This window comes from Desulfosporosinus fructosivorans, from assembly GCF_004766045.1.
Classification (GTDB): domain Bacteria; phylum Bacillota; class Desulfitobacteriia; order Desulfitobacteriales; family Desulfitobacteriaceae; genus Desulfosporosinus; species Desulfosporosinus fructosivorans.
In genome coordinates, this window is the sequence record NZ_SPQQ01000003.1 from 501,139 (window position 1) to 518,430 (window position 17,292).

Below are 17,292 nucleotides of genomic sequence, written 5' to 3' on the forward strand. Positions count from 1 at the left end.
ATCATGTCAATTAAGAAGGGAAGGCAATTAAAATGGATTTAGAGAATGAGGTTCTTAAATCATTGGATACCTTGCTCCCGTATTTAATAGTTACAATGGGTAGTGATACTTGTTTCGCAATAACAGATGGGGAAAAATTCCTTAGACTCATAGTAAATGATATTCCAATACCAGCTAAGGAAGGAGATAACGTACCGAAGGAAGATACAAATTATAGGGTATTTAAATCAGGAAAAATGATTATTGAAATATTACCTAAAGAGGTTTTTGGCTTTTCATTTCGCTCAATCGTTTTTCCTATTAAAGACGTTGATGGTAAGGTAATCGGAACGCTAGCTATGGGCAAGAGCTTAGACAAACAAGTTAAGATTCTTGAAGTGTCAGAAGTATTGGCTGGGTCATTATTGCAAATATCCACTACTATAGGCCAAATATCATTCGGTATCCAGGATGTTGTAGTCTCAAGCTCGGAAATATTATCCCATGTAGCTCTGGTAAATGAGGAAAATACAAAAGCGGATGAAATATTAAAATTTATTAAAACTATTGCGAACCAGACTAATTTATTAGGTTTAAATGCGGCTATTGAGGCAGCCAGAGCGGGCGATGTTGGTAGGGGCTTTAGTGTGGTCGCTAATGAGATTCGCAAACTTTCCACAACAAGTAAAGAATCAATCGATAAAATTAATGAATTTCTTGATAAAACCAAAAACTCTATATCTAGCATTCATCAACAAGTAAAAAATGTACATGATGTTTTTCAGGAACAAGCGGCTGGTATGGAGGAAATTACTGCATCTCTTCAAGAACTAAGCGCAACGGCTGAGTATTTGAGACAGATCTCAAGCAATTTTTAAATTAATAACCAAGTGAATATTCTGTAAATTTATTTTTAGACAATATTAGCAAGCGGTGAATCAAGAGCTTTGGTCCAGGCAAAGAGATTCTTATGGAGATAACACATGTCAACACACTTAATAGCCAATCTAAAAGATGAATAGCCAGATATTTTGGAGTTTGAGCTGGATTATAAGTAAGAGAATTCTCTAATGACCTTTTATTAATTCTGTTCTTTGACAGAGCATTCCCGGCCAATTCATATCTCGATTAAGTGCATGTCGTCCAACAATATATAACGTCATTATTGTCTTTACTTTTGCGATAAGTTTGACGTTAGAGCCCTTAATATTTCTAATTATTGAATTGAAAAGGAGCTAAGTGATGGAAAATAACACTTTAGTCTTGGATACTATGGCTAAGAATCAAATTTGTCAATTGATCGAGGGTACAGGATTAGATGTTAGCACATTAATAAAACAGATAATTAAAGAAAATGAAACATATAGAAATAGGATAGAAGACATGAGTAAGGACTTAAAATCTTATAAAGAACGAGAGCTTGAAGCCCTACTTATTGGCGACGCCCTTTACGACGGGATATATGTTATTGATAAGACTGGAATCATCACTGCGGTTAATAAAGCTTTTATAGAAATGACTGGGATTGTGGAATCAGAAATATTAGGTCAAGGTCTGGAGTGGTTAATAGAAAGAAAATTAGTTACGGAATCTGGATTGTTGGTCCTAAAGGAGAAGGAAAAGGCCTCTAGTGTTACGGTTATTAATAACCAGAAAATAGTAATTACAGCCAGTCCAATATTTAATGAATTAGGAGAATTAACTCAAGTTTTAACAATAATGAGAGACGTTACAGGACTGAGAAAATTACAAGATAAACTGGAAAATTCGGAAAAACTAACTAAAAAGTATGTGGATGAACTTAAGTACTTGCGCAAAAGAGAATCAGCCCAAAGTGGATTGATTGGTAGAAGTCTAAGTATGAGCCAAGTTAGGCAGCTTATATATCAGGTTGCTCAAGTGGAGGTTACAGTTTTAATTACGGGTGAAACTGGGGTTGGTAAAGAGGTTGTCGCTAATGATATATATAAAAACAGTTTGAGAAAAGATTCGCCATACATTAAGGTGAATTGTGCTGCGATTCCCGAAAATTTATTGGAGTCTGAGTTATTTGGCTACGAGAAAGGAGCGTTTACTGGAGCTCAAAATAAGGATAAGTTAGGTTTGTTCGAAATTGCTAACTCAGGGACAATACTCCTAGATGAAATCGGAGAGATGCCATTTAATCTACAGTCAAAAATTCTACGTGTATTACAGGAGAAAGAAATCACTCGAATTGGTGGTTTTAAACCAATAAAGATTGATGTGAGAGTCATTGCGGCGACAAATCAAAATTTGGAAGAACAGGTGTCGAAGGGAATGTTTCGGCAAGACCTTTATTATAGATTAAACGTAGTTCCAATCCAAATTCCTCCACTTCGCTCACGATTGGAGGACATTCCTTTACTAGTTAATCACTTCTTGCATAAGTATAATGAAAAATATAAGGTAAATAAGTATATAAATAATTCGGCTATGGAAGTGCTTCAACAATATGACTGGCCAGGTAACGTTAGAGAATTAGGAAATATCATCGAGCGACTGATAATAGTCATTAATGAGCCTGTGATTGACTCAGACCATATAGTGAAAATTGTAGACAATGAGAAATTAGCCGCAGTTTGCTTTGACAAGAATAATTTAACTTTAAAAGAAGCAGTTAGTATATTAGAAAGACAGATGATAATGAATGCTTTACAAACCTATGGAAGTACGCATAAAGCTGCGCCTTCCTTGGGAGTTAGCCAACCAACCGTTTTGCGAAAAGCGAAGGAACTGGGTATTATGGCAAAATGATACAATAATGATTTGTAGATGATATGTAAATGCATCAAAGGAAAAAGCGCCTATTAGGCGCTTTTTCTTTTGATTAGAACAAATGTGATTTAAAAATGTATCTTATAGGGGAAGTCATCGTTGCAAAGTGAGCACCTATCAGATTATCTTGTTTGACATAGTTATTGCAATGAGTATCGATGAGGAGAGTCATTCTTAGAAAAACCGAACATTATAATAGCCTCTCGGAATTGTGGAGACTAAAACGGGTAAATTCCCAAAAATAACTGGGAATAAACGATATAACCCGCATTATTAAGGTATTTTTAGGTGTATCGAACGTTGGTATGTATCTTGTTTAATAGTTAATTGATTATACATAAAAAAGACAAGTATATCTTGGAAGGAGGAATGAAAGAAGGGGTCAAAAAATGAGGGGGGGTGGTTGTAAACAATTCGCATTTATACAAAAAGTGATGTATGGAGAATTGGTATGAAAATTGCATTGTTATAAATTGTATTAGTATTCTTACTTATACTAATGTTTCAACAAAACGTCCTACAAAGGAGGGAAGAATTTTTGAGTAAAGAGGGGAGAGGTGTTTACAAAAGGCAAGTAGAATTTTGTGGAGTTATGGAAAACAAAACATGACTTGAATTCTTCGAAAAATGAGGGAGGTTATTATATGGGTCAGTGGGGTCCAATTATAGGAGCACTTTTATATTTTGTTATTTTGATTGGTTTGGCAAACTTCTATACACATAAAAAAATAAAAAATATTGATGATTTTAATACGGGCGGAGGAACTGTTACCTGGACTCTTGTTGCTATAACATTGTCATTAGTTCCTCATGGCTCCGGTCATACAATGTCATTATGGGAGTCATCCAGTATGTTCGGGGTTTCGGTTTATTGGTGGGCGATTATCGCTGGAGGTGCCTTTATCCCGTTACTTATGCTCTGGTTCGGACCTTGGGTACGTGAAACGGGGGCAGAAACTGTTGTTGAAGTTTCCGAGAAACTTTATGGTATTAAAATGCGCTATATGCATGCGGCTGTGAATATAGCGAGCTGGACCGCAATTTCAATGGCTGAAACCATCGCTATTGCTGGCGCTATGTATGGGTTAACCGGTGGGTTAATACCTTTATTCCCTTGGTGTATTGTAATAGCCTTTCTCTTATTGGTTTGCTACGTTGTTTTTGGTGGTGTATTGGAGCTTGTATGGGTAAGCACGATCAATGCCGTAGTCATGACTGTAGGCTCCTATCTTTCACTGTTTTTCATTGGTCTTTGGATTACTGCAAATGCTGCAGGGTGGGATGGTGTAGTTCATTCTTACGCAGCTGTTGATCAATTATTCAAATTAAGTATGTTTAACTTTTCGCCCGGTGTAATATACCAAGTCATCATACCTGTGACCGTACTGCATATTGCAGCAGCCTCCGTTGCTCAGGGAATGTATGTACCTTTAATGGCTGCTAGATCCGACGAAGATTGCCGTAAAGGTTTCTTTATTTGTACTATGTCTAACGTAATAACTGCTTTCCCTTGGGTTATCATTGCTATAGTAGGGATGACACTACCTCAATTCGCTGCAGCGGGTCCTAAACTTGTAGTATTCCAATTAGCTATGGCAGCTCTTCCTGGATGGTTATACGCCTTGTTGTTGGTAAGCTTGCTGGCAGCAGTATTATCGGCAGGAGCGGGTCAGGTCCTTGGTAATGCTACAGTACTGGTAAATGATATTTTAAAAAGAGCTGTATTCCCCAATATGACTGATGAAACCAGAATGAAGCTAATGCGGCCGATGATTATTCTTGTCGCCTTACTGGCTGCGGTTCCCGCTTTATTTGCTCCTATTCTATTCCCTGTATTTTTGTGGGCTTTCTCCTTGAGTATTCCGATATTCGTGATTTTCATGTATGGTCTTGTTTGGAAAGCCAGCAAATCAGCTGCATGGATTACGGTTATAGTTTCAACCATAGTTAACTTCTGGTGGACATTTGCTACTCCTTCTTGGGCACAAGGACCTTGGGCATTAAATATGTACCCGGTTACTGTGGTAGCATTTATGTTAGGGACTATATTGTTTGCTATTCTTCCTGGAGAGGAAGGCTATTTATCAAGAATTCGTGCTGCTAAAGTGAATAATGTTCCAATCAGTGCGAAGTAGAGATTATACGAGGGGGTATAAATATGTGGGTCATTTGGGTTTTAGTCGAAGTAGTGGTTTTTGCGGCAGTTCTATCATTGATCATTTATGGTATATGGAGAGTTTCCCATCCGGGAAAAAGATGGTAGTTAAAGGGGATGAAATAGTATGGGTGTAAATATAGGTGTTGCTTCTTATATTACTATTCTAATGATTGTGCTTTTTGCTATAGGTATAGTTGGGCAAGCTCGTCAAGATGCTCAAAAAAAAGATTCCCAAAAATAGATGGAATGGGGACCAGACAAAACTTTCAATAAACAATAAACGTTAAAAGCAACACTAATGATCGTTTAACGACTGATTATTAGTGTTGGTGGCGTAGGATCGCGATGGCACATGGTTTAGCAGCTTACGGGGCGAATGTTTATAGGAGCGGGAGCATTAAACAGTGCACAGTGATACAATAATGCTTTGTAGGTGATATGTAAATGCATCAAAAAGAAAAGCGCCTAATAGGCGCTTTTCTTTTTGATCTAGGAAAAATATGATACAAAAAAGTATCATATTTTCAGAAGCCTTTGTTTAAAAGTGTGCATCTATCAGATTGTCCTGTTTGGCATAGTTATTGCAATAAGTATCATAGGGGAGAGTCCTTTTAAGAATTCCATATTAAAAAGGAGTTGAAATAACTGGATATGCGGCGTTTAGACTGCATCTGAAAACCAGAATTAAAACAATGTTCTTTTCCAAATAGACGCAATCCATCCTTAAAAACGACTTTGGCTATAGATAATGAGAATGAAATCTGAATATTTTGAATGGTAAAATATATGTATTGACTATTTTTAATGGAAATGTTTATATAGAAGTAAAAGTAATGACTGTATAACTTATTGTTATAGTTTTAAAAAGATAGAGGTGATATAGGGCTGGAGAAAGTGGTTTGCGACGTGATTATCGTAAATTTTGGCTCAGTGAAAAGTAAACAGTAAGATGAATCAATAGATTGACTAAGTCGAATTACTAAATATATTTTTCTATAAAGGGGGTGGGGGCGTGACATAATATGTTAACATATTTACGGAAGGGAGGATATTTGCGTTTTGTTGCTCCGTTGGGTGAATAGCACACAACTTGAATACTTTATATTTACTACTAAAAAACACTAGGTTATGTTGTGTTAATTATAATTTCAAAAAGGAGATGAAAACATGCGTCCAGTATTTGTTAATCATATCATCGAGGAAGGGAAATTTAATAAGTTTTTTAGATATGTTTTTATGGTTTGCCTTTTGACCGCAGTAGCTGATGGATTTGACATCAATGTCTTTGGTCTTGTTGTACCATCACTCATCAAAGAATGGAATTTAACTCCTGTAATGGTCGGTATGCTTGGAAGTATTGGTTTGTCAGGAATGATCTTTGGTTCGCTAGTACTCGGTCCGATAGCTGATAAGTTCGGAAAAGCAAGGGCACTGATGCTAGCTACCTCAGTTTATGGCGTATTTACAGTTGGGGTGGGCTTTTCACAAACATTTACCCAGTTTGCGATATGTCGTTTTATTGCTGGAATAGGCCTTGCTGGTGCATTTCCTGTAGTCGTTGCTTACGTCTCAGAATATTCGCCCAAAGCCATACGAAGTCGCTTAACGGTTTGGACTACTTCCGGGATGGCTCTAGGAACGGTAATTGCTGCTTTAATAGCCGTTAAGATGCTGCCGGCTTACGGTTGGCGGGGCATGTTTTTCTTAGCTGCTATACCGTTGTTACTACTTATGTTTCAATATAGGTTGCCTGAATCCATGGCTTACTATATTGACAAAGGTCAAAATGATAAAATAGTTAAAGTATTGCAAGCCGCTAATCCAGCGTTTGTTCCTCTCAAGGATGATAAATATCAATTAGATAAATCGAACCAAGGTAAGGTTAGTCTGGTAAGCTTATTTTCCAATGGCTTGGCCAAAAATACAATTATCTTTTGGATAATGATGTTTTTTAATTACATTTTTATTTATGGCGTCCTGACCTGGCTTACTCAGTTACTGAAGATACAGGGTTGGTCTTTGGGATGGAGTCTATTCTTTACATTGGTGTGGAACTTAGGATTTATATTAGGTATTCCTCTTTGTGGTTGGCTTCAAGATAAGTTTGGTGGTAAGCGTACATTATCCATAGGCTTACTTGTTCTATCTGCACTTGTTTTCGTTGACAGCGTAATAGGTGGTAACAAGAATGCTCTCGCATTAGCGATTGCTTTATTTTTAACTGGCGCTGCACAGCATGGTCTGAGTGGAGTAGCCGGTTCCTATATTGCTCAAAGTTATCCTATTGCATTCCGCGGCACTGGAACAGGCATGGGTTATGGCATCGGTCGTGTCGGTGCAGTGTTTGGGCCAATGATCGCTGCTTTACTTTTGACTTATGGTTTTTCCGGTTCTATGACGCTAAGGGTATTTGCTTGTATCCCTATTATTAGCGCTATTGCTATTTCCCTATCGACCGACAGGACTATCTTCAAAACAGACATTTCAAGCGACACAGTTGACATTAAAGGATAATTTCAGTAGTCGATTGGAAACTTGACTTCAGATGGAATAGTTACTCCGTCCGAAGTCAAGTTGAACTTAAAAGGTTGCAAGATATGGACTATGCAACAAGATAAGAACTAAAGGAGTAGGAGTGGTTATTTATGTCTACTGAGAAATTCAATGTCATAGATTTAAGATCGGCATTGGAACTGTTAAGGACAGTACCTGGACAATTAATTGAAACTGACGAACCGGTGGATCCACATGCTGAATTATCTGGGGTTTACCGTCATGTTGGTGCTGGTGGAACAGTAATGCGTCCCACACAAATCGGACCAGCGATGATTTTCAACAATGTAAAAGGCCATGAAGGGGCAAAAGTAATAATTGGACTGCTAGCTAGTCGTGAACGAGTAGCTTTATTGCTTGGTACAAAGTCAGAAAAACTAGGTTTTCTTTTAAACGATGCAGTTAAACATCCCATTGCCCCAATAACGATTCCCCAAGAGCAAGCTCTATGTCAGGAAGTTATCCATTATGCAACGGAACCAGGTTTTGATATTAGAAAATTAGTCCCTGCACCCACCAATACTGAAGAGGATGCAGGTCCATATATTACGATGGGTATGTGTTATGCTTCTGATCCAGAAACTGGTGAATCCGACGTTACCATACATCGCTTATGCTTGCAAAGTAGCGACGAAATGTCCATGTGGATAACACCCGGAGCTCGTCATATCGGTCATTTTTTCAATAAAGCAGAAGAACTTGGAATACCGCTCCCTATTTCTATTAGTATAGGTGTGGATCCTGCTATTGAAGTTGGATCTTGCTTTGAAGCACCGACAACTCCTCTAGGTTATAATGAATTGAGTGTAGCTGGAGCAATCAGAAATAGAGCAGTGGAAATGGTTCAATGTTTAACGATCAACGAAAAAGCGATTGCCAATGCTGAATATGTTATCGAAGGTGAATTGCTTCCGGGAGTGCGGATTAGGGAGGATCAAAACACGAATACAGGGAAGGCCATGCCCGAATTTCCAGGTTACACAGGGCTTGCGGTCCCTTCAATGCCAGTGATAAAGGTCAAAGCGGTGACTCATCGTCGTAATCCAATTATGCAAACTGTCATTGGAGCAAGTGAAGAACATGTTACTATGGCAGGTATACCAACAGAAGCGAGTATATTGCAAATGGTAGAAAGAGCAATGCCAGGCCGACTATTGAATGTTTATGCACATTCTGCTGGAGGCGGTAAATACATGGCTGTTTTACAGTTTAAGAAGAGTATACCAAGCGATGAAGGACGCCAGAGACAAGCTGCACTATTAGCATTTGCGGCATTTTCGGAACTTAAACACGTGATTCTAGTTGATGAAGATGTAGATCCGTTCGATAGCAACGATGTTTTGTGGGCTCTCAATACTCGCTATCAGGGGGATATTGATACAGTTTTCATACCGGGTGTACGCTGTCATCCATTAGATCCTTCCCAGACTCCAAGTTATAACCCAATGATTGATGATGTAGGGATTTCTTGCAAGGTAATTTTTGATTGCACTGTGCCCTTTAAACTAAAGGATCATTTCCAAAGATCTAAATTTAAGGAAGTCGACTTAAGCCGTTTTGTACCAAACGTCTGATGGTAGTTGTAAAACGACTAGGTGAAAAGTAACACTTAATGTATTTAATTTAACTATCTTGAGGAGTCGTCTAGAGAACGGACTTATGGCTGTTCATAAAGACGACTTGATAATTGCTTATTTCTACTTTGACTTCACAGGGAGTTGATCATTTTGCGTATCATCGTCGGAATTACTGGAGCAAGTGGCGTAATATTAGGAGTAAATTTACTTAAAGCCTTATCTGAACATCCAGAGTGTGAAACTCATTTAATAATAACAGAGGGGGCAAGGAGAACATTTCAATACGAAATCGATTTGAAGCTTGAAGATGTAGTCTCTTTGGCAGATTATTATTATGATATTAATAATCTTGCGGCAACTATTTCCAGCGGGTCATTTAAAACAGACGGTATGGTTATTATTCCTTGTAGCATGAAAACCTTATCAGGTGTAGTTACAGGTTATACGGACAACCTTTTGCTACGTGCTGCCGATGTTTGTCTTAAAGAAAGACGTCGAGTAATCCTCGTACCTAGGGAACTCCCCTTAAATTCTATACATCTAAAAAACCTGTCTGCAGCTGCCGAACATGGTTGTGTTATTCTCCCACCAATGCTAACTTTTTATAACAATCCGAGTTCAATACAGGACATGATTGACCACTTGGTGGGTAAGATCATGATGCAGTTTGATCTTGAGTTTAAAGGGTTTGTCCCTTGGAGAGGCGTAAAAGAAGATGGACAAACCTAATGATCGTGTTGAGTTGTTTCGGGAAAACTGTGGTACGGGGAACCACATAGTTGAAGTTGCAGCATTTGTCTGCGGTAAGGACCTTGTGGTTGTCATAGAAGGAGGAACTCGATATCATGTTGGGGCAGTTGCGTTGGCCATACCTCGACCGAGTCTAGCTGATCCGAACCAAGTATCGGCAAGCGCTTCTGTTTTATGTGTCACGGGACATAAAGAGGACGAATTAGCTAGAAATGCTGCGTTGCAAATAGCCGCTGCTTTAAATCGGACTGTAACAGTTATTGCGGGAATTCATATTGATGACGCTAAGCCAGAAGATCTTAGTGATCTTCTGGAAAATTGTAAATGTGTTATAAGAAGCTTGATAGATCATTTTAAATCAATAAGAACTTTAATATCTTTTGATGACTTTAGCTGAGTTTTAAAATATCCTTCAGCTTTTTCGAGTGGAACTATCCTCGTAATAAGTTTAGAAATATTGACATAATTATTTTCTATAATCTTAATTGCCTTTTCAAAGCCACCTGTACTCCCCATGCTACCCAAGATACTTAAAGACTTTTTCATAACCAATCCGAAATCTATTTCTGTAATTTTTTGGTGTCCAAGACAGACTATTTTTCCACAAGGATTGGCTAACTCAACTGCTCTCTTCAGAGCAGTGTTACTTCCTGCCGCTTCAATAATTAAATCAAAACCTTCGCCTGAATTCAGAGTGTTATCGGACAAATCGGTTTCAAGGGTAGTTACATTTGAATAACCAAAGGAAGAGACAAGGGATAGTTTTTCTTTTTCCCTATCCACAATAGTAATCTTCGGCATCTGAAACTCAAGAAGAGAAAACAATGCCATGACTCCTATGCCACCGGAACCGATAATCAACGCACTTTTCACTTGTCTAAGGTCTTCTTCAGATATTCGGTTAATAATTCCTTGAACAGCTACCGCTAATGGTTCTGCAAGAGCTAGAACTCTAATATCTGGTAACTTTGGGCAGTTATAGATATGTCGCTCGTTTACTATAATAGTTTGACAGCATGCGCCATCTCGAGAGATGCCCTTTTTTTCTATATCAAGGCAATGATTTTTATTAATTCCACAATAGCTGCATGAGCCACAAAAAATTGAGCAATCTCCTGTAATCACATCACCAATATTCCAATTTTGTGCTGATTGTGCTGCAACTTGTACGATCTCACCAACCCACTCATGTCCAATAACAATGGGATACTTATGGGGTGCTGTATAACTACCTAAATATAATTTTATATCAGAGCCACAAAGTGCTACATATTTGACTCTTACTAAAACTTCGTCAGTTTCAAGTTTTCTTAAAGGTAGATTGATTAGTTTTAGTTCTCCGGGAGATTCTATTACCAAGCCATTGTTTTCAAGCATTTTATCCCCTCCAGTATATTTTGAATATCTTGTACTTATTTAAGATTATCTAGCTTGGTTAAATATTCTAAGCTTTCCTTTAAAGCCCTCTGCCACATATCTGCATGATGGTGCAATTCGACACTAACATAATGGCTGTAGCTGGATTTTTTAAGAATTTCAATCACTTTTTCGAAATTTATATCTCCTTCACCAGGTATCTCATGGTGATGTATTCCTTGCTTAATATCTTCGATATGAATATGTCTAGAATAAGGTAACGCCTTTTCAATAGCAGAATAACAGTTTTCTTCACTACAGAATACATGCCCTATATCAAGATTTAATCTAAAACGAGGATGGTTGATTTTTTGAATTAAATTAATGGCGTCATAAGAGGTTCCAATAAAGAACCCTGGTTCGGGCTCCATCACAAGGACTAGCTCACTGCTTTCACGCAATAATTCCTCCAGATTTGTATAAAGGTACTCGAATGCCTGTTCCTCATCTATATCTTCTTTGAGTTTTCCACTATTAATGTTCAAAACTGGGGATCCAAGATAAGTGGCAACTTCCATTGACCGTTTTATCAGGTCTAGCCTTTTTGTCCTGCCTTCTCTTTCAGGATTGATTAGGGAAGGTTCATATGGTTCATTGCTTAACAATCTGTCTCCCCCTGCAGCAACACAAACAATAGCGATGTCATTTTCTGAACAACAGTTTTTCACTTCTGATAGCCTACTTCGGCTACTTTGTAAGGGGTGAAGATGATTATCATTCAAAGTTAGCTCAACGCCAGCATAGCCATAGGACTTAATGTTTTTTAAAGCTACGATTACATCCATATTTCTAAGAGTCGTTGAGTTAAAGCTATATTTGAACATATTGTATCAACTCCTATATTTTTATTCATGATCTGTAAAACGTTATCCAAGGTAGGAGTACATAGGCTGAATTTCTTGGCAAGTATTCTCTACCCTGTCGCAAGGTTCAAATAAACACCATCACAATATGCAGCTTAAACTGCTTCGGCGACGTTACTGTTAATTGTTTTCTTCTTATAATCAGTTAATACTTTTCTTACTACTTCGGGATCAACAGAAATTTGGAAATTACCATCCGGATTTAGACACTCTCCGATTTCGTTTAATAATACATACTGGATTCCACGTGCAGTTTTCTTATTGTCTGCCAAACCTGCTTGCATAATATTTTCTACCGAAATGTAATCAGGAATAGAGACATCTAACCCTAATTTCTCGCTTACTAGATAGTAATGCCTATCTAGTAGGCTCTTTGGAATATATCCTAAATGATGTGAAAGCTCTGCAGCGATGCACATGCCTTTGGCCACCGCGAGACCATGGGTTATGCCTCCTTTAGTGAAAAATTCCATTGCGTGGCCAAAGGTATGGCCATACTCTAATGTCATACAATAGCCTTTCTCTGAGGGATCTCTTTCTAAAATTTTTAGTTTTGACTGAATAATCTTAAGTGCAAGCTCATTCAATTTTTCTTCACTGTAATTTTCAATATCTTCTTCAAGTTTAGTTTCAAAATACTCTAGCAAACGCTTATTCGAAATAAATCCATTTTTTATCCCTTCGACAATAGCTGACTTTTTACCAGCTATACTCTCTGTTTTCAAGTATTGAGTATCGCCGAAGATAAAAATTGGCGCATAATACATGCCAAATTGGTTTTTGCCATATTTTCCGTTAATGGCCTGCTTATTACTAAGGGTACTATCAGTTATCCCCATCAAAGTTGTAGGTATTTCTATATATCGTATTCCTCTGAAAATTAATCCAGCCGCCAAACCAACAATATTGGTTAGACATCCCCCTCCGAACCCTAAAATAATAGATCCTTTGGAAATGTTCTTTTCTATTAAAGTTTCACAAAGGTACTCCAAATTCCGAAAGTTTTTGTGATCTTCTCCATCTGTTAGAATAACTACTTCATGCGTGATGGCATTTAGGTTAAACATATCCAAAATATCTTTTCCATATAGTTTTAACAACAGCTCATTAGTTACGAAATATACTTTGTCGTAGTCGTATCGATTTATAAGGCTCCCTAATTCGTGTGTTATTCTGTTTCCAAAATAAAATGTAGGGTCTGGAATCAAGTGGGTCTTAAAGTCAATCATTTTAATTTCTTTTGTCATTTGATACATCTCCTTATTAAATATAATCTGTTCAATTTTTTCTGGATAATCATATTGGAAATTATTCTAACTAAGATCTGGTCCTGATCCACCTCCCATAATTAATATAGAAATTGATTTAACATAAGCAAAACTAATATAAGTATAAGTAGCAGTTAAGATTAGTGTAATATATGCTGAATAATAACGCAATAGATATTTTGTAGTTAGTGAGATTTTTTTTAAAGAATGTTTAACTGTTAGAGAAGGCTATTGAATTTTCTGTGAAATTATATTACACTATAAAAAGAATAACTTATTAAATTATTAGATTTACTTATACGGGGGTGAGATATAAGCAACATCGAAATTCATTATGGTAGTGGTTCGTTATGATAAAAATGATTATCACCATAGATTAAAAATAGAGAGGAGAATGGCAATGGGAGAAACAAAACGATATACGAATAGTACAACAGGCGGCCCGGTATTCGTTGATGTAAAAGACGACAAGATCGTACGGATGTATCCCATGGAATTGACGGATGAAGATGCACCGAATTGGGAAATCGAAGCGCGAGGCAGAACGTTCACTCCATCGCGCAAAACGACCATTACCCCCGTTACCGCAGCCTGGAAGTCACAGATTTACTCGCCCAAACGCGTTCTATATCCAATGAAACGAGTGGATTTTGATGTCAATGGAGAAAGAAATTGTGAAAATCGTGGTTCTTCGGAGTATGAAAGAATTAGCTGGGAAGAAGCATTAAATATCGTATCGAGTGAAATTATCCGCGTTAAGCGGGATTTTGGACCCGGTGCTATTATGAGTACTGCGAGCTCTCATCACCTATGGGGGAATATTGGCTACCGGTTCAGTACTCTGTTTAGATTTATGAACTTAGTCGGTTTCACCTATGCTGACCACAATCCGGATAGCTGGGAAGGCTGGCACTGGGGTGGGATGCATAACTGGGGGTTCAGTTGGCGTCTTGGCAACCCAGAACAATATGATCTATTGGAAGATGGCCTGCAGAATACTGATATGATCGTTTTTTGGTCAGCTGACCCAGAAACCAATAACGGGATTTATGCTGCCTTTGAGAGCACTCCTCGCCGTTTTTGGCTGAAGGAACTGGGCGTGAAAATGGTGTTCATTGATCCATACCACAACCACAGTGCCGCATTGTTTGGAGATAAATGGTTGGCACCTCGCTCAGGAACAGACGCTGCTTTAGCAGCGGGTATCGCTTATATCTGGATTACTGAAGGAACGTATGATAAAGAGTACGTAGCAACACGAACGCATGGTTTTGAACGGTGGACAGAATACATCCTAGGTAAAGAAGACGGAATACCTAAAGATGCCAAATGGGCGGAAAATGAAACAGGAATTCCAGAGCGAGAAATCAAGGCCTTAGCTCGCGAATGGGCATCCAAGAAGACCATGCTGGGTGCCGGCGGTCTTGGCGGTTGGGGCGGCGCATGCCGTGCGACAACCGGTAACGAATGGGCGCGTATGATGATTTGTCTGATTGCTATGCAAGGTATGGGGAAACCCGGTATCAACGTATGGTCAACGACTCAAGGCGCACCTGTTGACGAAAGTTTCTTTTTCCCAGGCTATGCTGAGGGAGGAATCTCAGGCGATGTGGATAATGCCGCATCCGGATACGAGTTTGCCTACCGAATGTTCGCCAATGACCGTCCTACCCGAAATCCCATCAATTCTCCACAAGGTCAGCACATACCTCGTTTGAGGATTCCAGAAGCCATTCTGGAAGGTAAGCTGGAGTGGAGGGGAAAAGGTTTCTGTGGCGCGAATGTCGAGGCACAATTCCAGAAATATGAATATCCGGCTCCAGGCTATTCGAAAATTCAAATGTATTATCGTTATGGCGGTTCCTTCATCGGAACAATGACCGAAACAAAACGTTATGTCAAAATGTATCGGACGGACAAACTGCCCTTCGTGGTCAACCAATCCGTTTGGTTTGAAGGAGAAGCGCGCTTTGCAGATATCATCCTGCCAGCTTGCACAAACTTTGAACGCTGGGATATCAGTGAATTTGCCAACTGCTCCGGATATATTCCGCACACTTACAGCCAATGTAACCACCGTGTCATCAGCTTGCAGATGAAATGCATCGAGCCGCTGGGCGAGTCCAAGTCCGACTACCAGATTTTTGCCGATTTGGCCTACAAACTGGGCATTGGAGATATCTTTACCGATGGTGGTAAAACAGAGATGGACTGGATTAAACAATATTTCTATGCTACCGACCTGCCGAAGGGAATAACGTGGGAAAAATTCCTGGAAAAGGGCTATTATGTGGTACCCAACAAGCCGAAAGGCTCCAAATCTACGCCAGCCATGAGATGGTATGCCGAAGATCGAGAAATTGACACTCCAGATTGGGGTCCAATGCCTTCGCAGCAGGTAGCACGCAAAGGAGTTCAGACGGGTTCGGGTAAGATCGAATTTGTCAGTACCAGCTTGGAGAGATTCGATCCAAATGATATGGAAAGACATCCCGTGACGCGATATATTGAGTCTTGGGAAGGGCATCACTCCCCACATTATGCTCAATACCCGCTGCAGGTCATATCGCCGCATCCCAGATTTAGCTTCCATACGATGGGCGATAGTAAAGAAAGCCATTTAAATGAAATAAGAGACCATCGAGTCTTAGCAGCCGATGGACATCGTTACTGGATTTTCAGGATTAACACCAAGGATGCGGAAGCAAGAGGCATTAAACACCACGACTTGATCAAAGTATTCAATGACAGAGGGGTTGTTATAATGGCTGCTCAAGTGACTGAGCGGGTCCCTCCCGGCACGGCGCATTCCTATGAATCTTGTGCGGACTATCTGCCGCTTGGAGAACCCGGCAATTCACCGGAGAGAGCTGGTTGCATCAATAACTTGAACTCAAAACGGTTTATGGGCAAAAATTCATATGGAATGGCCTCCAATTCACTCCTTGTACAAGTGGAAAAGTGGGAGGGGATGGAATCATGAAAAAAGTTAACATGATGATTGATATTGCAAGATGCAGCGACTGTAACAATTGTTTCCTCAGTTGTAAAGACGAGCATTGGGACAATGACAATCTACCAATCGCGGTATCTCAGCCACGGTTTGGGCATCGTTGGATGGATATTTTAAATATTGAAAGAGGGCAGTATCCGCTCCAAGATGTGGCGTATTTACCCCTCCCATGTATGCACTGCGATAATGCTCCCTGTATTAAGGCAGCGACGAATGGAGCAGTTTATAAAAGGGAAGACGGTATTGTAATCATCGATCCAGTCAAAGCAAAGGGGCAAAAGCAACTTGTAGAAGCCTGTCCTTATAAGGTGATTTACTGGAATGAAGAAAGCCAATTGCCGCAAAAATGTACAATGTGTGCTCATCTGCTGGATGATGGGACATGGAAAGAGCCAAGGTGTACGTTCGCGTGTCCGACAGGAACGCTGAACTTCCTATATCTTGAGGACGACGAGATGGCAGAAAAGATTAAGGCTGAAAATCTAGAAGTCTACCATCCGGAATATGGCACTAAGCCGCGCGTCTATTACAAGAATTTGTATCGATTTACAAAATGCCATGTCACGGGCAGTGTCGAGTTGCATGACAAAAAAGACTGCGCGGACGGCGCAATAGTTACTCTAACTAATGTCGGGACCCAACAGAATATCGTCACGGAAACGAATAACTATGGCGACTTTAAAGTAGATAAGTTGGAACCTAACAGTGGAGAGTATACGTTGATGGTTGAGTATCCAGGTTACGGTTCTAAAACAATCAAGGTTGATTTAATCACAAGTATCAATGTAGGGTCGGTTTACCTAACAAGGTAACTTCCTTAAGAAAAGAATTCGTAAACGGTCTGCCATGGGTTTACTTGTGGTAGACCGTTCAATCTAGATATTATAAGTATAAACGAATTAATGGCCGAGAAACGGTC

The 17,292-nt window shown here is 39.2% G+C and carries 13 protein-coding genes; 10 read left to right on the plus strand and 3 right to left on the minus strand.

What is annotated here, in order from left to right:
• Positions 1–32: 32 nt before the first annotated feature.
• From E4K67_RS10490 to lpdD, 8 genes are all read left to right on the plus strand, one after another.
• Positions 33–857 (plus strand): methyl-accepting chemotaxis protein, encoded by an 825-nt coding sequence (locus E4K67_RS10490; protein WP_135546355.1) that lies wholly within the window; start codon positions 33–35, stop codon positions 855–857.
• 364 nt (positions 858–1,221) lie between these two features.
• The gene (locus E4K67_RS10495; protein ID WP_135546357.1) at positions 1,222–2,754 is read left to right on the plus strand and encodes a sigma-54 interaction domain-containing protein; all 1,533 of its coding nucleotides are present in this window, start codon (positions 1,222–1,224) and stop codon (positions 2,752–2,754) included.
• 665 nt (positions 2,755–3,419) lie between these two features.
• On the plus strand, positions 3,420–4,910 hold the full coding sequence (locus tag E4K67_RS10500) for a sodium:solute symporter family protein (protein WP_135546359.1): 1,491 nt from the start codon (positions 3,420–3,422) through the stop codon (positions 4,908–4,910).
• A 25-nt stretch (positions 4,911–4,935) separates the two neighbouring features.
• The gene (locus E4K67_RS31085) at positions 4,936–5,067 is read left to right on the plus strand and encodes a hypothetical protein (protein ID WP_274594843.1); all 132 of its coding nucleotides are present in this window, start codon (positions 4,936–4,938) and stop codon (positions 5,065–5,067) included.
• Between the two features lie 1,033 nt (positions 5,068–6,100).
• Complete coding sequence (locus E4K67_RS10505; RefSeq protein WP_199242509.1) at positions 6,101–7,447, plus strand: MFS transporter; 1,347 nt, start codon at positions 6,101–6,103, stop codon at positions 7,445–7,447.
• Positions 7,448–7,578: 131 nt separating this feature from the next.
• Entirely contained in the window at positions 7,579–9,060 is a 1,482-nt protein-coding gene (locus E4K67_RS10510; protein WP_135546361.1) for a UbiD family decarboxylase, read from the plus strand.
• Positions 9,061–9,213: 153 nt separating this feature from the next.
• A complete protein-coding gene (locus E4K67_RS10515; protein WP_135546363.1) occupies positions 9,214–9,792 on the plus strand; it encodes a UbiX family flavin prenyltransferase in 579 nt (192 codons plus the stop codon).
• A complete protein-coding gene (gene lpdD, locus E4K67_RS10520; protein ID WP_135546365.1) occupies positions 9,779–10,210 on the plus strand; it encodes a prenylated flavin chaperone LpdD in 432 nt (143 codons plus the stop codon). The genes E4K67_RS10515 and lpdD overlap by 14 nt, the downstream gene beginning before the upstream one ends.
• Here lpdD and E4K67_RS10525 read toward each other — a convergent pair.
• The 3 genes from E4K67_RS10525 to E4K67_RS10535 form a co-directional block, all read right to left on the minus strand.
• Complete coding sequence (locus E4K67_RS10525; protein WP_135546367.1) at positions 10,162–11,190, minus strand: zinc-dependent alcohol dehydrogenase; 1,029 nt, start codon at positions 11,188–11,190, stop codon at positions 10,162–10,164. The genes lpdD and E4K67_RS10525 overlap by 49 nt on opposite strands.
• 35 nt (positions 11,191–11,225) lie before the next feature.
• The gene (locus tag E4K67_RS10530) at positions 11,226–12,053 is read right to left on the minus strand and encodes a sugar phosphate isomerase/epimerase family protein (protein WP_135546369.1); all 828 of its coding nucleotides are present in this window, start codon (positions 12,051–12,053) and stop codon (positions 11,226–11,228) included.
• A gap of 134 nt (positions 12,054–12,187) precedes the next feature.
• Positions 12,188–13,339: a 2-deoxy-scyllo-inosose synthase gene (locus tag E4K67_RS10535; protein ID WP_158408452.1), complete on the minus strand. Its 1,152-nt coding sequence runs from the start codon at positions 13,337–13,339 to the stop codon at positions 12,188–12,190.
• A gap of 421 nt (positions 13,340–13,760) precedes the next feature.
• Here E4K67_RS10535 and E4K67_RS10540 point away from each other — a divergent pair, with 421 nt between their 5' ends.
• Entirely contained in the window at positions 13,761–16,343 is a 2,583-nt protein-coding gene (locus tag E4K67_RS10540) for a molybdopterin-dependent oxidoreductase (protein WP_135546372.1), read from the plus strand.
• Positions 16,340–17,185, plus strand: coding sequence for a 4Fe-4S dicluster domain-containing protein (locus E4K67_RS10545; protein WP_135546337.1), 846 nt, complete (start codon positions 16,340–16,342; stop codon positions 17,183–17,185). Before E4K67_RS10540 ends, E4K67_RS10545 begins: the two co-directional genes overlap by 4 nt.
• Positions 17,186–17,292: the final 107 nt, after the last annotated feature.